The sequence below is a fragment of the Pseudomonas sp. RSB 5.4 genome (assembly GCF_037126175.1).
Classification (GTDB): Bacteria; Pseudomonadota; Gammaproteobacteria; order Pseudomonadales; family Pseudomonadaceae; genus Aquipseudomonas; species Aquipseudomonas fluorescens_H.
In genome coordinates, this window is the sequence record NZ_CP146986.1 from 5,514,195 (window position 1) to 5,532,390 (window position 18,196).

Genomic DNA, 18,196 nt, shown 5'->3' on the forward strand with positions numbered 1-18,196 from the left:
TTGTCCCTGGCCTGTTGAAACTGTTTTTGAAACAGTTTCCTGATAAAAGGATTGCCTCATGGCTCTCGACGTTCAAGAAAAAGCTCAAATCGTTGCCGACTACCAGCAAGCTGTTGGTGATACTGGTTCGCCAGAAGTGCAAGTTGCACTGCTGACCGCCAACATCAACAAACTGCAAGGTCACTTCAAGGCCAACGGTAAAGACCACCACTCCCGTCGTGGTCTGATCCGCATGGTAAACCAGCGTCGCAAGCTGCTGGACTACCTGAAAGGCAAAGATCTGAGCCGTTACAGCGCTCTGATCGGCCGCCTGGGTCTGCGTCGCTAATCAGCGATTGCGCTATGAGGTTGGTTGTCTGTCAGGCATCAGCGGTTTTCCGCTGGTGGCTGGCAGGCTCCCAGCCTCAAGTTTTATCTGCACTACCGTTTTACCCGGACAGTCAGCGGGCCGATTCCCGACATTGCCCAAGAATTTCGCAAGAAACCAGTTCCCCCAAGAGCCACAAAGAAGGTAGGACACCGTGAACCCGGTAATCAAAAAATTCCAGTTCGGTCAGTCGACCGTTACCCTCGAGACTGGCCGTATCGCCCGTCAGGCCTCCGGCGCAGTATTGGTCACCGTTGACGACGACGTCAGCGTATTGGTGACCGTCGTCGGTGCCAAGCAAGCCGATCCAGGCAAGGGCTTCTTCCCTCTGTCCGTTCACTACCAGGAAAAGACTTACGCTGCCGGTAAGATCCCTGGCGGTTTCTTCAAGCGCGAAGGCCGTCCTTCCGAGAAAGAAACCCTGACTTCCCGACTGATCGACCGTCCGATCCGTCCGCTGTTCCCAGAAGGCTTCATGAACGAAGTGCAGGTTGTCTGCACCGTCGTTTCCACCAGCAAGAAGACCGATCCGGACATCGCTGCGATGATCGGTACCTCGGCTGCCCTGGCCATCTCGGGCATTCCGTTCGACGGCCCGATCGGCGCCGCTCGCGTAGCGTTCCACGAAAGCACCGGCTACCTGCTGAACCCGACCTACGAGCAGCAAGCTGCTTCGAGCCTGGACATGGTCGTTGCCGGTACTGCGGACGCCGTGCTGATGGTTGAGTCGGAAGCCAAAGAGCTGACCGAAGACCAGATGCTGGGCGCGGTACTGTTCGCTCACGACGAATTCCAGGTGGTGATCAACGCCGTTAAAGAACTGGCCGCTGAAGCTGCCAAGCCAACCTGGACCTGGGCGCCTGCTCCAGAAGCCACCGAACTGCTGGGCGCGATCCGTGCCGAGTTCGGCGAAGCGATCTCCCAGGCTTACACCATCACCGTCAAGGCTGACCGCTACGCCCGTCTGGGCGAGCTGAAAGACCAGGTTGTGGCCAAGCTGTCCGGCGAAGAAGGCCAGCCTTCGGCTGCTGATGTCAAAGCGGCTTTCGGCGAAATCGAATACCGCACCGTTCGCGAAAACATCGTTAACGGCAAGCCACGTATCGACGGTCGCGACACCCGCACCGTACGTCCGCTGAACATCGAAGTCGGCGTTCTGCCGAAGACTCACGGTTCGGCGCTGTTCACCCGTGGCGAAACCCAGGCTCTGGTAGTCGCGACGCTGGGTACTGCCCGTGACGCACAGCTGCTGGACACCCTGGAAGGCGAGAAGAAAGACCCGTTCATGCTGCACTACAACTTCCCGCCGTTCTCGGTAGGCGAGTGTGGTCGCATGGGTGGTGCTGGTCGTCGTGAAATCGGTCACGGCCGTCTGGCCCGTCGTTCGGTTTCGGCCATGCTGCCAGCCGCTGACGTGTTCCCGTACACCATCCGTGTGGTTTCGGAAATCACCGAATCCAACGGTTCGAGCTCGATGGCTTCCGTTTGCGGCGCTTCCCTGGCCCTGATGGACGCTGGCGTTCCAATGAAGGCGCCGGTTGCCGGTATCGCCATGGGTCTGGTTAAAGAAGGCGAGAAGTTCGCCGTCCTGACCGACATCCTGGGTGACGAAGACCACCTGGGCGACATGGACTTCAAGGTAGCCGGTACCGCCAAAGGCGTTACTGCGCTGCAGATGGACATCAAGATCAAGGGCATCACCGAAGAGATCATGGAAATCGCTCTGGGCCAAGCCCTGGAAGCGCGCCTGAACATCCTCGGCCAGATGAACCAGATCATTGGTCAGTCGCGTACCGAACTGTCGGCCAACGCTCCGACCATGATCGCGATGAAGATCGACACCGACAAGATCCGTGACGTTATCGGTAAAGGTGGCGCGACCATCCGTGCGATCTGCGAAGAAACCAAGGCTTCGATCGACATCGAAGACGACGGTTCGATCAAGATCTTCGGCGAAACCAAGGATGCCGCAGAAGCTGCTCGTCAGCGCGTTCTGAGCATCACTGCAGAAGCTGAAATCGGCAAGATCTACGTCGGCAAGGTTGAGCGCATCGTCGACTTCGGCGCATTCGTCAACATCCTGCCGGGCAAGGATGGTCTGGTGCACATCTCGATGCTGAGCGACGCTCGCGTAGAGAAAGTCACCGACATCCTGAAAGAAGGCCAGGAAGTGGAAGTGCTGGTACTGGACGTGGACAACCGCGGCCGTATCAAGCTGTCCATCAAAGACGTGGCAGCGGCCAAGGCTTCGGGCGTTTAATCACCCCACAGCTTTAGCGCAATGAAAATGCCCCACCGTGAAAACGGTGGGGCATTTTTTGTCTGCGACATATAGGATTGCCGTACGAAGTTGCCGACCCTCGTAACCGGTGCTAGGTTTAGCCCACCGCCCGTGTAGCTCAGCCGGTAGAGCAGCGCACTCGTAACGCGAAGGTCGCAGGTTCGATTCCTGTCTCGGGCACCATACTCGTTTTCACCGACGTTCGGTGAGTCGGATTTCCCAGGGGCATGCGCCGGAAACGATGCACCGCAATTACCCGTCAGCCAAACCGCGTGCGGAACTTTGCAAGCGGCAACAGCGTGTCGCCGCCGTCATCCGTGACGCAGTTGGTTACCCGCAGCAGACCGATGCCACATACAACTAGCGGTAACCCGCCCTCAACGAATATTACTTTCCCCGCAGTTCGGTTCTCGATCTGTACGTCATCAAGGTCTTCCGCCGCGAGGATGCGCGCGGGAACGCCGTCCACCAGGCAGAACGCTCCTTTGTAAGGGTGCCCGACGGCATCGATCATGCGCCGGATCTGGCTCGCCGACAGACTCCAGTCAATTTTATAATCGTCATTATCGCGCCAAAGGCTGTAGGTAGCCTCACTATGGTCTTGCTCTGTGGCTTTCAGCGGTTCACCGCTGGCCAATGTTTTCAGAACAGCCAGACCTGCGCGCAGGTAGCAGTGGCCCACAGCGGTGATCGCATCGGCGATCGTGATCGGGTAACGGATATCGACGGACGCCTGATGAATGATGTCGCCGCGATCGTACTCACTTGCGCCGAATATTGCCGAAACTCCGACCGTACTTTCCCCATTGATCAATGCGTTGACCAAGGGCGCAAACCCTCGGTACTTGGGCAGCAGCGAGTCATGAAAAACGATCAGCTTCTCTGCCGGATGGTTGATCAGCCAGCGCCAGGAAATGGCCATAGCGTATTCCGATCTGATCGACTGGAAGTCTTTTCGGTGGCTGAACTTCACGCCGGCGGACTGGCATACCGCAACGATTTCATTTGAATAGTCGTTGAGCACAGAGCTGTCTTGGCCGATGACAACTTCGGCAATGATTTCCTTGAATTGAGCGACTGCTTGCTCGACGAATGTCAGACCTTTTTCCGTCATTACGAACAGGGTCAATAGATTCGATGTGGTCACGTTGGCTTGTTCCGATTGAATTTATCTGCGCTTTGGATATTGACTGTGTCGCCGTAAGGGGCAGCCGTTGGGACGGTGTACGCGGCGGCCGACACGGATGACTCCCGCGGTTTGCATGGGATCTTCATGATGTTCCACGTTGACAGCGATGGTGCGAATCATGCCACATGGTGGGCCTCGTCCGATGCCGCTGATCAACGCTCGACTTCGCCTGCTTCACCCCTTTGCCCGATTTTTCGAAGGAGCGGCTCAAATCCCGATTTATGTTTCTCAGGTCAACTTTTTGTGGGAGAGATGTAAAGAGCCGTGTAATTCGTCATGCAAACGTCCTATATTCGGTGCCTGCATGAGCATCGCTTAGCAGTTTTCAGATGATCCCGAATGGTTCCGAAGGCCGGACAATCCGCGTCAGAGAGATCCTTGATGATCCAGATCCATCCTCCATTCTTACGATCAGCGAGAACGCCATGACCGAATTAACTCAAGAGCAACGTCACGAACAAGCGCTGGAAAAATACATTCTGGACGTGCCGGATCTGAAAGAAGAGATCAAGGACCTGAGTCCTGATGATCAGAAAGACCAGATCCAGTGGGCATTCGAAGACGAAGCCGAAGCTCAGGGTTTGCAGCCGTGGGAGTTGACGCTCAAGTACACCAGCACCCCTGAAGAGTTCGAGGCCAAGCGTCTGGAGCTGCACAAGGAGGCGGCCGAAGTGTTGGGCGTCGAGTGGGACGAGTACTGCGAGATGAACAATCTGGTGGTCTGAAACAAAAACGCCAGCCTCAACCGGGCTGGCGTTTTTTATTGCGCGACGGCCTCAGAGGCTCAGACGCATCGACAGATCCACCGCCTTCACATCCTTGGTCATCGCCCCGATCGAGATGTAATCCACGCCGGTTTCAGCGATCGGCAGCAGCGTGCTTTCGTTGATGCCGCCGCTGGCTTCCAGTTTGGCCTTGCCGCCGTTCAGGCGTACGGCTTCGCGCATGTCGTCCAGGCTCAACTCGTCGAGCATGACGATATCGGCGCCGGCTGCCAGCGCTTCCTTCAGTTCCTCCAGGCTCTCCACTTCGATTTCCACAGGTTTGCCCGGCGCGATCTTGTGCGCGGCGGCGATGGCCTGCGCGATGCCACCGCTGGCGGCGATGTGGTTTTCCTTGATCAGGAACGCGTCGTAGAGGCCGATGCGGTGGTTGTGGCAACCGCCGCAGGTCACGGCGTATTTCTGCGCCAGACGCAGGCCTGGCAGGGTCTTGCGGGTATCCAGCAGCTTGACCTGAGTCTGCGCCACGAAGTCCGCCAGGTACTGCGCACGCGTTGCCACGCCGGACAGCAGTTGCAGGAAGTTCAGCGCACTGCGCTCACCCGTCAGCAACGAGCGGGCCGGGCCTTCCAGATGAAACAGCGGCTGATTGGGTTTGACCCGTTCGCCGTCCCGCACCTGCCAGTGCACCGCGACCCGCGGATCGAGCTGGCGAAACACCGTGTCGACCCACGCCGTACCGCAGATAACTGCTTCGTCGCGAGTGATTATGGTGGCTTTGGCCAGGCGTTCGGCCGGGATCAGTTGCGCGGTGATGTCGCCGCTGCCGACATCTTCGAGCAACGCACGGCGCACGTTGGCTTCGATTTCGGCGGTCAAATCGGCGAGACGTAGATTCGGCATAACGGGCTCCACAGACTAAGTGCGCCGATTATAGGGGCATGGCGAGAGCCAACCCAAGGCGAGAACTCGCGTGCCTGACTGCATCTGGTCGATTTTCTTTGAGCAAAGCCCGATTTTCGTGGTCACTGAAAGGTGTTGCAGGCATAGGGGAAACCCTGACGGCTATAGCGCCGGGGACAAGTTTTGCAAGATAATCCGCCTTGCATTTGACGTCATAGCTTTGACGTGCAACTCGCTCCCACCGGGCATTGTGTTTTGACTGACCAGTGGAATCACCGTTTCAGGAGGCTTGGATGCGCAACGACGGGAATGTAGTGCCTTTGCACAAGGCTGCTACCGATCAGGCGAATCATTCGCCGCTCGCCCGCCTGCCTGTGATTCTGCTTCAGGTCCGCGACAAAGCGGCCCAGCAACTGCGCCATGGTTTGCAGGAGTTGTTCGATAACGCCGACGACACTCTGTTCGAGATGGCCGACCGGGCGCGCAACGATGTCGAACAGAACATCTTTTTCGAAGCCATGCGCGACCTGCGCCTCAAGCGCAAAAACATCGAGCGCGGTTTTCTCGAGCAATTCTTCGAAGCCTTTGTCGCGCTGATTCAATACGACGCCGCACCACCCACATTGCCCGGCACGCTGATGTTCGAGGATTCGGCACCGCGTACCGATGACATGGAGCGCAGTGTGGCGGTCGAGACCATGGTCGGCCGCGTGCTCAAGCGTGACGGCTTTGCCCTCGATCAACTGACCGCGCGGCTCAACGCGTTGCTGGGCAAGGATTTCGACAACCAGCACAACCCGCTCGGCCCGGCGATGCTCTGCGAGTTTTTCCTGCAGGCCGGACGTAACCTGGGCGTGGAGATCAAGGTCAAACTGATCCTGCTCAAGCTGTTCGAACGCTACGTGCTGGCCGATACCGAGCAGTTGTACGCCGAAGCCAATCAATTGCTGATTGCCACCGGCGTCTTGCCTGAGTTGAAGCCAGCACCGGCGCGGCGCGCAATCGAGCGCGCGACGGCCAGTATCAACAATGAAGAAAGTGCCGAACCCGAGCCCGCCGACGAAGGCGTGCAGGAAGTCTTTGCGGCGTTGCAGGAGTTACTTTTACATGTGCGCGGCAGCGTCGCGCCGACCCTGGAGCCGAGTGCAGCTGCGCAACCGATTACCACCCGCGATCTGCTGCGCCTGCTTTCGCACTTGCAGCAATACGTCCCGGCGCTGGCGGCGCAAGACGATTTCGATCTGCGCAATCAGCTTGAACAGTTGCTGACGCGGGTAAGTGTCAGGAGCGGTAAATCGCGCATCGTCGACGGCGCCGATGAAGACGTGATCAACCTGATCGCCATGGTCTTCGACTGCATCCTTGAAGACCGTAACCTGCCGGATTCGCTCAAGGCGCTGATCGCGCGTTTGCAGATCCCGATGCTTAAGGTGGCGGTACTCGACAAAAGTTTCTTCAGCCGCAGCAGTCATCCGGCGCGGCGGTTGCTCAACGAAATTGCCGATGCCGCCATGGGATGGGGTGACTGCAATGGCGAGGCCCGCGACAGCCTGTATCTGCGCATCGAACAAGTGGTGCAGCGCCTGCTGAGTGACTTCGGCGACGATCCGGCGATTTTCTCCGAGTTGCTCGCCGATTTCCTCGCCTTCACCAGCGATGAGCGGCGGCGCAGCGAGTTGCTGGAGCAGCGTTTGCGCGATGCCGAAGAGGGCCGGGCGAAAACCGAACTGGCCCGGCAACGGGTCGAGCAGGCGTTGAACCTGGCGCTGCTGGGTAAAGTCCTGCCGCCGTCGGTGGTGACGTTCGTGCGCGATGCCTGGAGCAAGGTGCTGCTGCTGACCTGTCTCAAGCATGGCGATCACTCGGCTGAGTGGCAGGCCGATGTGCAGACCATGGAGCAATTGATCTGGAGCGTGCAGCGTCACGACGAAGCGGACGCCGGTCTGCAATTGTTGGCGCTGGTGCCTGGTTTGCTCAAATCACTGCGTGATGGCCTGAGCAGCTCGGCGTTTGATCCGTTCGCCACCAGCGAATTTTTCAGCGAGCTGGAAGCGCTGCATGTGCGGGTGCTTGAACCTGCAACCGAGCAGCCGCTGGCGGATGCGCCGGCGCTGGTTGAGGTGTCGCAGCACATTACCCTGCGCAGCGCCGATGAGGGCGCGGTCGGCCTGAACGCCAGCGGCCTTGCGCATGACGACCCCGGGCTGCGTCAGGTGGAGCAACTGCGCCTGGGCAACTGGGTCGCGTTCCAGGAAGACGACGAGCATAGCCTGCGCTGCAAGCTGGCAGCGATCATCGAAGCCACCGGCAAATACGTGTTCGTCGACCGTACCGGGATGAAAGTGCTGGAGCGCAGCCGCGTCGACCTGGCCCTTGAGTTTCGCCGTGGCGCGGTGCGGGCGCTGGATGACACCTTGCTGTTCGATCGGGCGCTGGAATCGGTGCTCGGCAATCTGCGGCGACTCAATCGCGGCAAGTGATCGCGCGCCGGGGGCCGATCACGGCATACTGGGCGCCAACACAGTCGGCGTTGAAGGAATCGGTATGCAGTTGGATCCCGCTAGCGGGTGGTGTCACGGGGTGCAGGTCTGCCCATCGCCCAACTTCAATGAACGCCCTGCGGGCGAAATCTCTCTGTTGGTCATTCACAACATCAGCCTGCCGCCAGCGCAGTTCGCCACCGGCAAGGTGCAGGAATTTTTCCAGAATCGTCTGGATGTCACCGAGCATCCCTATTTTGCAGGGATTGCTGACCTGCGCGTCTCGGCGCATTTTCTGATTGAACGTGACGGCACCGTCACCCAGTTTGTCTCCTGTCTTGAACGGGCGTGGCATGCTGGCGTGTCGATGTTCGAAGGCCGTGAAACCTGTAACGATTTTTCCGTGGGCATCGAACTCGAAGGCACCGATGATCTGCCCTTTACCGACGCGCAGTATCAGGCGTTGATCACGCTGACGCGTCAGTTGCAAAGAGCATTTCCGGCTATCACCGGCGCCCGTATCTGCGGGCACAGCGACATCGCACCCGGGCGCAAGACCGATCCTGGCCCGGCATTCGACTGGGCGCGTTACCGCGCAGCCCTGGCACAAGAGGAAGGACAATGAGTTTTCTGGTGTTACTGCTGGCGGTCTGGATCGAGAAATTCTCGGCCCTGCGCCATCGGGTTCAACGCGATGGCGGATGGATCCGCGAACTGCACAAACTCGAAGCCAGTGAGCGCCTGGCCAAGCGGCCATGGCTGGTGCTGACAATTCTGGTGTTGCTGCCGGTGGCGCTGCTCGCCTTGTTGCTGGTGGTGCTGGACCCCGTCGCTTACGGCTTGCTGGCGCTGCCGGTGCATTTGCTGGTGGTGATTTACGCGCTGGGGCGCGGTGATCTGCTCGGCGGTCTCGGGCCGTTTCGTGACGCCTGGCGTCGCGAAGACCTGCAAGCCGCCGCGCATGTGGCCAAGCGTGATCTGGATATCTGTGCCGACAGCGGTGAGCAATTGCTGGATCAGGTACAGGGCCATCTGTTGTGGCAGGCGTATCAAAGTTTCTTCGCGGTGATCTTCTGGTATTTCGTGCTAGGTCCGGTGGCGGCGCTGGCTTATCGCTTGCTCGCGTTGGCTGAAGAAAACAGCCAGAACCCGGCCCTCGCCGAACGCGCCGGCCAGTTACGTCATGCCTTCGACTGGGTGCCGGTGCGCTTGCTCGCCGCCAGTTTTGCCCTGGTCGGCAACTTTGTTGCGGTCAGCCGGGTGATGTTGCACGAACTGCTGAACTGGAACATCAGCGCCGCGCAACTGATCAACAAGGTCGGGCTCGCAGCCGGCGAGATCCCGCCGCCGGTGGTCGGGCCGGAAGGCATCAACACCCTCGATTGCCTGTGGGAACTGCTGCTGCGCGCGGCGGTGTTGTGGTATGCCGGGTTTGCCTTGTGGACAGTGTTGATTCACTGAGCCCTCGGTGAAATTCATTGTGGTGAGGGGATTCATCCCCTCACCACAGGGTTAGTTGCCCACTCAGGCAGTCGTTAACCTTAAGTTACAAAACCTCCCCCCGATTTGAGCTATACAGAGACAGCGCCCGATAGTGGCTATCTGCTGTCGCCCCGCGCCTGCCAATAAAAACAAGAAAAGCCAAGGGAGACTTCCAGTGAAGAGCTTGCTCTATCCCGCCGTCTCGTTGATGAATCGCCTGAGCTTCGGCATGAAGTTCAGCCTGATCAGCGTGCTGTTCCTGGTGCCGATGCTGGTGACCAATTTCTATCTGGTGCGCGATTCCTTTCGCGAATTCCAGGGCACCCGGGTCGAATTGCAGAGCCTCGACCTGCTGGGCAGTAGCCTGACCCTGCGCCGGGATCTGGAAACCCTGAACAATCTGGTGCAGATCAACGTCACCCTCGGTCAGTCCGGCAAGGCCGACAATCTTGAGTCGCAGATCGGCAGCCTGGAGCAAACCGTGCTGGCGCGCCTGCAAGGTCTGCAGGCGATGACTGACGATCCTGAGCAGATCAAGGTGTTCGACGGCAAACGCGATGAAATGATCAGCGCGTTCAAGGCTCAACAGGCGGAAAACTCCCTGCAAAGCAAAAGCGCAATGATCGGCAAGCTGCTCGGCAACGCGCAGATTTTCAGCCAGATCATCGCCAGTCAGGCCGGTCTGAGCCGCGACAACCAGAGCGACATCCGCCAGCTCAGCGAGTTGCTCACCAACATCACCCCGGCCGTGACCCAGACGCTTGGCGAAGGCCGGGCCATCGGTTCGTATTCGTTGGGGCAGGGCTTTCTCAACAGTTCGTCGAGCGCCCGTTTCGACGAGTTGCTGGCGCAGATCGAAAAGCTCCAGGCCGAATACGCGCTGAAACTGGCCGATGCCCTCGACTCCAGCAAAGCCGCGCGCGCCAGCCTCAGCGCACCGGCCGACAGCAGCAAAACCTCGCTCAAGCAGGCCAGCGAGCTGTTTGAAGCGAAAGTCGTCGTGGCCGAAACCCTTGATACGCCGTGGCTGACGTTTTATGACCAAGTCACCGGGCTGATGAACCAGACCTACCAGCTCAACGAAGCAACCCTGAAATTCCTCGATACGCAATTGCAGCAACGCCTGGCGCAAAATCGCACGCACATGGTGTTGCAGGCGGTGGCGTTGTCGGTGGTGTTCGTGCTGATTTTCTATCTCTATGGCGGGTTCTACGCCTCGACCCGCACCACCCTCAAGCGCCTGGGCGCGATGATGGACAAGGTCGCGGCCGGTGACATGACGGTCAATTTCAAGGCCAACAGCCGTGATGAACTGGGCGAGTTGGGTGAGGTGTTCAACGGCACCGTGAGGAAGATCCATGACCTGATCGAGCGGGTCGGGCACACCGTGGCAGAGGTCGAGCGTCAGGCCGGACAGGTGGAAAACGTGTCTGCGCAAAGCAATCAGGCGGTGGCCGGGCAGCGCACGCAGATCGAGCAAGTGGCGACCGCAATGAACCAGATGTCGGCGACCTCGCTGGAAGTTGCACGCAGCGCGGCGGCAGCGGTGAGCAGCGCGCACAGCGTCAACGACGAAACCGTCAGCGGTCGCACACTGGTAGCGTCGCAGCAGGGCAGCATTGCCGCGCTGGCCAGCGAGATCGATCAATCGGTGCTGGTGATCAACCAGTTAGCCAGCGACAGCCAGTCGATCAGTCGTGTCCTGGAAGTGATCAAGAGCATCGCCGAACAGACCAACCTGCTGGCACTCAACGCCGCCATCGAAGCGGCCCGCGCCGGAGAGCAGGGCCGTGGCTTCGCGGTGGTTGCGGACGAAGTGCGAACGTTGGCCAAACGCACCCAGCAATCGACCGAAGAAATCGAGCAGATGATCAGCAAGCTGCATGGCGGCGTGGGCGCTGCGGTGAAGGCCATGGGCGTTAGCCATCAGATGGCCAATGGCACGGTCGGGCAGTCGGAAAAGGTTCAGCAGGCGCTGGAAAACATCCTCGGGGCGGTAGGCATGATCGTCGATCAGAACCAGCAGATCGCCGCCGCGGTGGAGCAACAGACTGCGGTGGCCCATGACATCGACCAGAACATCGTCGAGATCAATCGCGCCGGTGAGCGCACGGCCCAGGGTGCGCACCAGACCGAAGACGCCAGCCGAGCACTGTCGGCGCAGGTGGTGGAACTCAAGCAACTGATCAGCGCGTTCCGCGTCTGAATCCGGCCGCGCCACCCCTTGTCAGAAACCTGTGGCGAGGGGATTTATCCCCGATGGGACGCGAAGCGTCCCCCCCATGCTTGTAAGTGATCAGGGACCGCTGCGCAGTCCATCGGGGATGAATCCCCTCGCTACAGGGCTGGAGCAGGGCAGATGTCAGAACATTTTGTAATGCATTGATACTTACGCTTGTAAGCCAATTCCTGTTTTCTTTCGACGGCTGGCTTTTCGTCATTATTGAGCCAATATCCCTGATCAGTTAGTTGCGCTGAGGAGGCCGCGAATGTCCGTTGTAACCCTGGGAGTTCAGGGCCGTTGTGCTCATTGCCAGACCACGCAGGTGCTTAAACCCTGGCAACTCAATGCCATCGCAATCAATGAACCGTTTACCTGCAATCACTGCCAGAAAACCCTGGAGCTACGCTGTCCAGTGCAGATCAAACGCTTCAAATCTCTCGACTCTCTCGGATTGCTGCGCTTCAGCGCGTCAGTCACGGTGTGCACCGCGCTGCTGGTGGCGTTGGTCATGGAATGGATCGGCCTGCTTGACGTGACGGAACAGTTGAATGCATCACTGATCGTGCTTTTTGTGTACTTCGCGCTGCTGCGTTTTGTTCATCATCGCCAGCACATGACCCTGATCCTCGAGGCGGCCAAGGCCCACGGCGACTGATTACCAGCCGAACACTTCGCAGCTGTTGGCGGTGCTGGCGGCAGCCAGTCGTTCTGAACTGATATTCATCAACTCGGCGAGCGCGGCACAGATCGCCGGCAAGTGCGCGGGGGTGTTGCGTACTCCGGGAAACATCGCCGGCGCCATGTCCGGGGAGTCGGTTTCCAGCACGATCGACTCCAGCGGCAGATCCGCCAATACCCGATGCATGCGCAACGCCTGCGGCCAGGTCGGCGCGCCGCCCAGACCCAGTTTGAAACCGAGTTTGATGTATTCCCGAGCTTCTTCACGGCTGCCGGCGAAGGCGTGGATGATCCCGGCGCGTTTGAGCTTGAAGCGTTTGAGCGTGGCGATCACCGCGGCGTGGCTGCGGCGCACGTGGATCAGCGCCGGCAGTTCGAAGTCCGCTGCCAGTTGCAGCTGCGCCTCGAACAGCGCCTGCTGACGTTCACGGTCGAGGGTTTCGATGAAGTAATCCAGACCGATCTCGCCCAACGCACACAGTTGTCGATGGCCGCGCAGCCGCGTCAGCCAGTCACCGAGCGTGCGTAAATCTTCGGGTTGATGCTGATCGAGATACACCGGATGCAGACCGAATGCCGCGTACAGGTCGGCATCGCTCTGCACCAGATCCCACACCCGGTGCCAGTTACCTTGATAAACCCCCAGCACCACCATCCGCCGCACCCCGAGGGCGCGGCTTTCGGCGAGCAACGCCGAGCGATCGGCGTCGAAGTCGGGGAAGTCGAGGTGGGTGTGGCTGTCGATCAGCTCCACGGCTCAGTCCCGGTGAATACGCTGCTTGAAGGTACGGGCGATGGCCTGCACGCCAGGCTTGTATTGCGATTGCTCGACGGCGGCCAGCGCCAGTTCCAGCGCCTTGTCGGCGATCAACTGGTGCTGCTGGGCCATGGCGTTGACCGGCAGCGGCAGGAAGTCCAGCAACTGCGTATCACCGAAGGTGCCCAGACGTAGCGGGCGGGATTTGAGCGGGAAGTCATGCAGCGCATCGAACACGCCCTGCAACAGCACGTAGGACGTGGTCACCAGCGCATCCGGCAAATGCCCCAGACGTTGCAGGAGTTCTTCCATCAATTGCTTGCCGCATTCACGGCTGAAGGACTCGGCGTGCTCGATCAGCACTTCGCCTTTGAAGTCGACCAGTGCCTGCTTGAAGCCGGCCGCACGTTCCTGGCTGATGCTCAGCTCCGGACGCGCACCGAGCAGCACGATCTGTTTTGGTTGCGGATCGAGCAGGCTCTGGGTCAGGTGCAGGCTGGCTTCGCGGTCGTCACTGATCACCGAGCAGAAGTGCTCGGGTTCCATGACCCGGTCGATGGCTATGATCGGCAAGCCCTTGGCCTGCAACTGGCGGTAGCTATCGTCACCGGCCGGCAGACAACTGGCGACGATCAGCGCATCGCAGCGGCGCGCCTTGAACAGTTGCAGCAATTGGCGCTCGCTGTCCGGCGCGTCGTCAGAGCTGGCAATCAGCAACTGATAGCCCCGCGCTCGCGCGCCTTGCTCCAGCAGTTTGGCGATCCGCGCGTAACTGGGGTTTTCCAGATCCGGCAGAATAAAGCCCAACGTGCGCGTGTGCCGACTGCGCAACCCGGCGGCTTGTGGATTGGGGGTGAAGCCGTGCTGTTCGACGACTGCACGCACCCGCTCGACCGTGGCGCTGCTGATGCGTTGCTGTTCGGCCTTGCCGTTGATGACGTAGCTGGCGGTGGTCACGGACACTCCGGCCAACCGCGCGATATCACTGAGTTTCAACCCGGGATTTCCTTGTTTTTTCGAGCTTGCCGCGACATTTTCGCCAATCCTACCCGATTCGGGCAGACGACTATTGTCGCAGCGCATCCGACAAGTTGGACTTCAAGGATGAGACATTATCGAGTAACGTGCCGATCAATCTAGATTAAACGTTTCAGCAAGCGTATTTTCTACGTTTTAGACGCCTTTGGCCGGTTCTGCCGTGAAACCGCCAAAACTGCCGCTGAAAAGCAGGCTGACCAGCGCCTAAGCTGTGACCATTCAAAACAATATCCTGGCGCATCCATGTGCCAAAAAGGAGATCGCATGCTCGAGCTCACTATAGAGCAGATATCCATGGGCCAATCGGCTGTGGATAAACCCGCCGCCCTGCAATTGCTCGCCCATCATCTGGTGGCCGATGGCCTGGTCGCCGATGGCTACCTCGCCGGCTTGCAGGCCCGGGAAGCCCAGGGCTCGACCTTTCTCGGCCAGGGTATCGCCATCCCCCACGGCACCCCGGAGACCCGCGATCAGGTATTCGCCACCGGCGTGCGGCTGATGCAGTTTCCCGAGGGGGTGGATTGGGGCGATGGGCAGATCGTTTATCTGGCGATCGGCATCGCCGCCAAATCCGACGAACACCTGCGTCTGCTGCAACTGCTGACCCGCGCCCTCGGCGAAACCGATCTGGGTCAGGCGCTGCGTCGCGCCAGCTCGCCGGAAGCGCTGCTGAAACTGCTGCAAGGTGCGCCGCAGGAACTGGCGCTGGATGCGCAGATGATCGGCCTCGGCGTGTCGGCTGACGATTTTGAAGAGCTGGTCTGGCGTGGCGCGCGTCTGTTGCGTCAGGCAGATTGTGTGAGCAATGGGTTTGCCGGCGTGTTGCAGCAAGTCGAAGCGCTGCCGCTGGGCGATGGCCTGTGGTGGCTGCACAGCGAGCAGACCGTTAAGCGCCCGGGCCTGGCCTTCGTCACCCCGGACAAACCGATGCGTTACCTCGGCCAGCCGCTCAGTGGTCTGTTCTGTCTGGCCAGTTTGGGTGAGGCGCATCAGGCGCTGCTCGAACGTCTGTGTGCACTGCTCATTGAAGGGCGCGGCCATGAACTGGGCCGCGCCACCAGCAGCCGCAAAGTCCTCGAAGTGCTCGGCGGCGAACTGCCCGCCGATTGGCCGAGCGCGCGTATTGCCCTGGCCAACGCTCACGGTCTGCATGCACGCCCGGCGAAGATTCTTGCGCAACTGGCGAAGAGTTTTGACGGTGAAATCCGCGTGCGCATCGTCGACAGCGCGGACAGCGCCGTGTCGGTAAAAAGCCTGAGCAAGCTGCTGAGTCTCGGCGCCCGTCGTGGTCAGGTGCTGGAGTTGATCGCCGAACCGAGCATCGCCGCTGATGCCCTGCCGGCGCTGCTGGCCGCTATCGAAGAAGGCCTCGGCGAAGAAGTCGAACCGTTGCCGGCCGTGAGTCAGCAACGCGAAGCCATCGCTGATATCGCCGAAGTGCTGATCGCCCCGGCGTCCGGCGCGCAGTTGCAGGCGATCCCTGCTGCACCGGGCATCGCCATTGGTCCAGCGCACATTCAGGTGCAACAGGCTATCGATTACCCGTTGCGCGGCGAGTCCGCGGCCATTGAGCGCGAGCGTCTCAAACAAGCGCTGAGCGATGTGCGCAGTGACATCCAGGGCCTGATCGAACGCAGCAAGGCCAAGGCGATTCGCGAGATTTTCATCACCCACCAGGAAATGCTCGACGACCCGGAACTGACCGACGAAGTCGACACCCGTCTCAAGCAAGGCGAGAGCGCCGAAGCGGCGTGGATGGCGGTGATTGAAGCGGCGGCCAAGCAACAGGAATCGCTGCAGGACGCGTTGCTCGCCGAGCGGGCGGCGGACCTGCGTGACATCGGGCGCCGGGTGCTGGCGCAACTCTGCGGTGTGCAGACGCCGAACGAGCCGGAGCAGCCGTACATTCTGGTGATGGACGAAGTCGGCCCATCCGACGTGGCGCGGCTCGATCCGGCGCGCGTCGCGGGGATTCTCACCGCTCGCGGCGGCGCCACCGCGCACAGTGCAATCGTCGCCCGTGCTCTCGGAATTCCGGCGCTGGTCGGTGCGGGCGCAGCGGTGCTGCTGCTGGCACCGGGCACGCCGTTGCTGCTCGACGGCCAGCGCGGTCGCCTGCACGTCGACGCCGATGCCGCGACCCTGCAACGCGCCGCCGAAGAACGTGATACCCGCGAACAACGTCTCAAGGCTGCCGCCGAACAACGCCATCAACCGGCACACACCACTGACGGCCACGCCGTGGAAGTGTTCGCCAACATCGGTGAAAGCGCCGGGGTCAGCGCTGCGGTCGAGCAGGGCGCCGAAGGCATTGGTCTGCTGCGCACCGAACTGATTTTCATGGCCCACCCGCAAGCGCCAGACGAAGCCACTCAGGAAGCCGAATACCGTCGCGTTCTCGATGGCCTCGCCGGGAGACCGCTGGTGGTGCGCACCCTTGATGTCGGAGGCGACAAACCGCTGCCATATTGGCCGATCGCCAAGGAAGAAAACCCGTTCCTCGGCGTGCGCGGCATTCGCCTCACGTTGCAGCGTCCGCAGATCATGGAAGCGCAATTGCGCGCCTTGCTGCGTTCGGCGGATAACCGTCCATTGCGGATCATGTTCCCGATGGTCGGTAGCGTCGAAGAGTGGCGTCAGGCCCGCGACATGACCGAGCGCCTGCGCCTGGAAATCCCGGTTGCCGATCTGCAACTGGGGATCATGATTGAAGTACCGTCCGCCGCATTGCTGGCGCCGGTGCTGGCCAAGGAAGTCGACTTCTTCAGTGTCGGCACCAACGACCTGACGCAATACACCCTGGCCATCGACCGAGGTCACCCGACACTGTCGGCCCAGGCTGACGGCCTGCACCCGGCGGTGCTGCAGTTGATCGACATCACCGTGCGCGCCGCGCATGCCCATGGCAAATGGGTCGGCGTGTGCGGCGAACTGGCGGCAGATCCGCTGGCGGTGCCGGTGCTGGTCGGCCTCGGCGTCGATGAGCTGAGCGTATCCGGGCGCAGCATCGCCGAGGTCAAGGCGCGCATCCGCGAACTCAGCCTGACCCAGGCGCAAACCCTTGCTCAACAAGCCCTCACCGTGGGCAGCGCGAACGAAGTGCGTGCATTAGTGGAGGCCCTGTAATGGCCAAGATTCTCACCCTGACCCTTAACCCGGCGCTGGACCTCACGGTCGAGCTGTCGCGCCTTGAGGCCGGTCAGGTCAACCGCAGCGACGAGATGCACACCCACGCCGCCGGCAAAGGCGTGAACGTCGCGCAGGTGCTGGCGGACCTCGGGCATCAACTGACGGTCAGCGGCTTTCTCGGCGAAGACAATCTGCAAGCCTTCGAAACCCTGTTCGCCAAGCGCGGCTTCGTCGACGCGTTCATCCGCGTGCCGGGGGAGACGCGCAGCAACATCAAGGTCGCCGAGCATGACGGGCGTATCACCGACATCAACGGCCCGGGGCCGGTGGTCGACGCGGCGGCGCAGCGGGCGTTGCTCGAGCGTCTGCTGCAGATCGCCCCGGGGCATGACGCGGTGGTGGTCGCCGGCAGTCTGCCGCGCGGCGTCAGCGCGCAGTGGTTGCGCGAACTGATCGAACGTCTGACCGGTCTCGGTCTGAAAGTCGCCCTCGACAGCAGCGGTGAAGCCTTGCGTGCGGCGATTGAAGCGCGCCCGTGGCTGATCAAGCCGAACACCGAAGAACTCGCCGATGCGCTCGATTGCGATGTGGTCTCGCACGCCGCCGAAGCTCAGGCTGCGGCGTGCCTGCACGCCAAAGGTATCGAGCACGTGGTGATTTCCCACGGTGCCGACGGGGTGAACTGGTTCAGCGTCGGCTCGGCGCTGCATGCCACGCCGCCGAAGGTCACGGTCGCCAGTACGGTGGGTGCCGGTGACTCGTTGCTGGCCGGCATGCTGCACGGTCTGCTCAGTGCCGATACTCCCGAGCAGACCCTGCGCACGGCCACGGCGATTGCCGCGATGGCGGTGACGCAGATCGGTTTCGGCATCAACGATGCGGCGCAACTGGCGCAGCTCGAACAGGGCGTACGCGTGCGTCCCCTGACAGAACAATAAGAGGGTTT

At 60.6% G+C, this 18,196-nt stretch carries 14 protein-coding genes and 1 tRNA gene; 11 read left to right on the forward strand and 4 right to left on the reverse strand.

Translation table 11 applies throughout. The features are described 5' to 3' along the window. The first annotated feature begins 58 nt into the window (after positions 1 to 58). The 3 genes from rpsO to V9L13_RS24790 all read left to right on the forward strand — a co-directional run bounded on the left by rpsO (position 59) and on the right by V9L13_RS24790 (position 2,831). Entirely contained in the window at positions 59 to 328 is a 270-nt protein-coding gene (rpsO, locus tag V9L13_RS24780) for a 30S ribosomal protein S15 (protein WP_003221553.1), read from the forward strand. A 193-nt stretch (positions 329 to 521) separates the two neighbouring features. Beyond that, entirely contained in the window at positions 522 to 2,627 is a 2,106-nt protein-coding gene (gene pnp / locus V9L13_RS24785; protein ID WP_003221554.1) for a polyribonucleotide nucleotidyltransferase, read from the forward strand. 128 nt (positions 2,628 to 2,755) lie between these two features. Beyond that, positions 2,756 to 2,831, forward strand: a tRNA-Thr gene (locus V9L13_RS24790). A gap of 76 nt (positions 2,832 to 2,907) precedes the next feature. Here the strand turns inward: V9L13_RS24790 and V9L13_RS24795 are convergent. Further along, positions 2,908 to 3,795, reverse strand: a complete 888-nt coding sequence (locus V9L13_RS24795; RefSeq protein WP_338800793.1) for a formyltransferase family protein — start codon at positions 3,793 to 3,795, stop codon at positions 2,908 to 2,910. A 467-nt stretch (positions 3,796 to 4,262) separates the two neighbouring features. Between V9L13_RS24795 and V9L13_RS24800 the strand changes: the two genes are divergently transcribed. After that, positions 4,263 to 4,562: a DUF6388 family protein gene (locus tag V9L13_RS24800; protein WP_003221556.1), complete on the forward strand. Its 300-nt coding sequence runs from the start codon at positions 4,263 to 4,265 to the stop codon at positions 4,560 to 4,562. 51 nt (positions 4,563 to 4,613) lie between these two features. Here the strand turns inward: V9L13_RS24800 and nadC are convergent, their stop codons facing one another. Beyond that, on the reverse strand, positions 4,614 to 5,462 hold the full coding sequence (gene nadC, locus V9L13_RS24805) for a carboxylating nicotinate-nucleotide diphosphorylase (protein ID WP_338800794.1): 849 nt from the start codon (positions 5,460 to 5,462) through the stop codon (positions 4,614 to 4,616). A 293-nt stretch (positions 5,463 to 5,755) separates the two neighbouring features. On the opposite strand from nadC, the gene V9L13_RS24810 reads away from it, so the two are divergent. The 5 genes from V9L13_RS24810 to V9L13_RS24830 all read left to right on the forward strand — a co-directional run bounded on the left by V9L13_RS24810 (position 5,756) and on the right by V9L13_RS24830 (position 12,303). Then, the gene (locus V9L13_RS24810) at positions 5,756 to 7,942 is read left to right on the forward strand and encodes a DUF1631 domain-containing protein (protein WP_338800795.1); all 2,187 of its coding nucleotides are present in this window, start codon (positions 5,756 to 5,758) and stop codon (positions 7,940 to 7,942) included. Positions 7,943 to 8,006: 64 nt separating this feature from the next. Next, complete coding sequence (gene ampD / locus V9L13_RS24815; protein WP_262143699.1) at positions 8,007 to 8,567, forward strand: 1,6-anhydro-N-acetylmuramyl-L-alanine amidase AmpD; 561 nt, start codon at positions 8,007 to 8,009, stop codon at positions 8,565 to 8,567. Continuing rightward, positions 8,564 to 9,403, forward strand: coding sequence for a regulatory signaling modulator protein AmpE (ampE, locus tag V9L13_RS24820; protein ID WP_003221565.1), 840 nt, complete (start codon positions 8,564 to 8,566; stop codon positions 9,401 to 9,403). Before ampD ends, ampE begins: the two co-directional genes overlap by 4 nt. 196 nt (positions 9,404 to 9,599) lie before the next feature. After that, positions 9,600 to 11,630 (forward strand): methyl-accepting chemotaxis protein, encoded by a 2,031-nt coding sequence (locus tag V9L13_RS24825; RefSeq protein WP_338800796.1) that lies wholly within the window; start codon positions 9,600 to 9,602, stop codon positions 11,628 to 11,630. Positions 11,631 to 11,913: 283 nt separating this feature from the next. Further along, on the forward strand, positions 11,914 to 12,303 hold the full coding sequence (locus tag V9L13_RS24830) for a hypothetical protein (RefSeq protein WP_338800797.1): 390 nt from the start codon (positions 11,914 to 11,916) through the stop codon (positions 12,301 to 12,303). Here the strand turns inward: V9L13_RS24830 and V9L13_RS24835 are convergent, their stop codons facing one another. Both V9L13_RS24835 and cra read right to left on the reverse strand, forming a co-directional pair. After that, positions 12,304 to 13,080 (reverse strand): TatD family hydrolase, encoded by a 777-nt coding sequence (locus V9L13_RS24835; RefSeq protein WP_338800798.1) that lies wholly within the window; start codon positions 13,078 to 13,080, stop codon positions 12,304 to 12,306. A gap of 3 nt (positions 13,081 to 13,083) precedes the next feature. Further along, positions 13,084 to 14,079, reverse strand: a complete 996-nt coding sequence (gene cra / locus V9L13_RS24840; protein ID WP_338800799.1) for a catabolite repressor/activator — start codon at positions 14,077 to 14,079, stop codon at positions 13,084 to 13,086. Positions 14,080 to 14,385: 306 nt separating this feature from the next. Here cra and ptsP point away from each other — a divergent pair, with 306 nt between their 5' ends. Both ptsP and pfkB read left to right on the forward strand, forming a co-directional pair. After that, complete coding sequence (gene ptsP, locus V9L13_RS24845; protein WP_338800800.1) at positions 14,386 to 17,247, forward strand: phosphoenolpyruvate--protein phosphotransferase; 2,862 nt, start codon at positions 14,386 to 14,388, stop codon at positions 17,245 to 17,247. Beyond that, positions 17,247 to 18,188 carry a 1-phosphofructokinase gene (gene pfkB, locus V9L13_RS24850; protein WP_338800801.1) on the forward strand — a complete coding sequence of 314 codons (942 nt, stop codon included), beginning with the start codon at positions 17,247 to 17,249 and terminating at the stop codon, positions 18,186 to 18,188. The genes ptsP and pfkB overlap by 1 nt, the downstream gene beginning before the upstream one ends. Positions 18,189 to 18,196: the final 8 nt, after the last annotated feature.

Coding starts and splice junctions, on each gene's coding strand:
- rpsO (WP_003221553.1), top strand. CDS start 59: ATGGCTCTCGACGTTCAAGAAAAAGCTCAAATCGTTGCCGACTACCAG.
- V9L13_RS24800 (WP_003221556.1), top strand. CDS start 4,263: ATGACCGAATTAACTCAAGAGCAACGTCACGAACAAGCGCTGGAAAAA.
- nadC (WP_338800794.1), bottom strand. CDS start 5,462: ATGCCGAATCTACGTCTCGCCGATTTGACCGCCGAAATCGAAGCCAAC.
- V9L13_RS24810 (WP_338800795.1), top strand. CDS start 5,756: ATGCGCAACGACGGGAATGTAGTGCCTTTGCACAAGGCTGCTACCGAT.
- ampD (WP_262143699.1), top strand. CDS start 8,007: ATGCAGTTGGATCCCGCTAGCGGGTGGTGTCACGGGGTGCAGGTCTGC.
- ampE (WP_003221565.1), top strand. CDS start 8,564: ATGAGTTTTCTGGTGTTACTGCTGGCGGTCTGGATCGAGAAATTCTCG.
- V9L13_RS24830 (WP_338800797.1), top strand. CDS start 11,914: ATGTCCGTTGTAACCCTGGGAGTTCAGGGCCGTTGTGCTCATTGCCAG.
- ptsP (WP_338800800.1), top strand. CDS start 14,386: ATGCTCGAGCTCACTATAGAGCAGATATCCATGGGCCAATCGGCTGTG.
- pfkB (WP_338800801.1), top strand. CDS start 17,247: ATGGCCAAGATTCTCACCCTGACCCTTAACCCGGCGCTGGACCTCACG.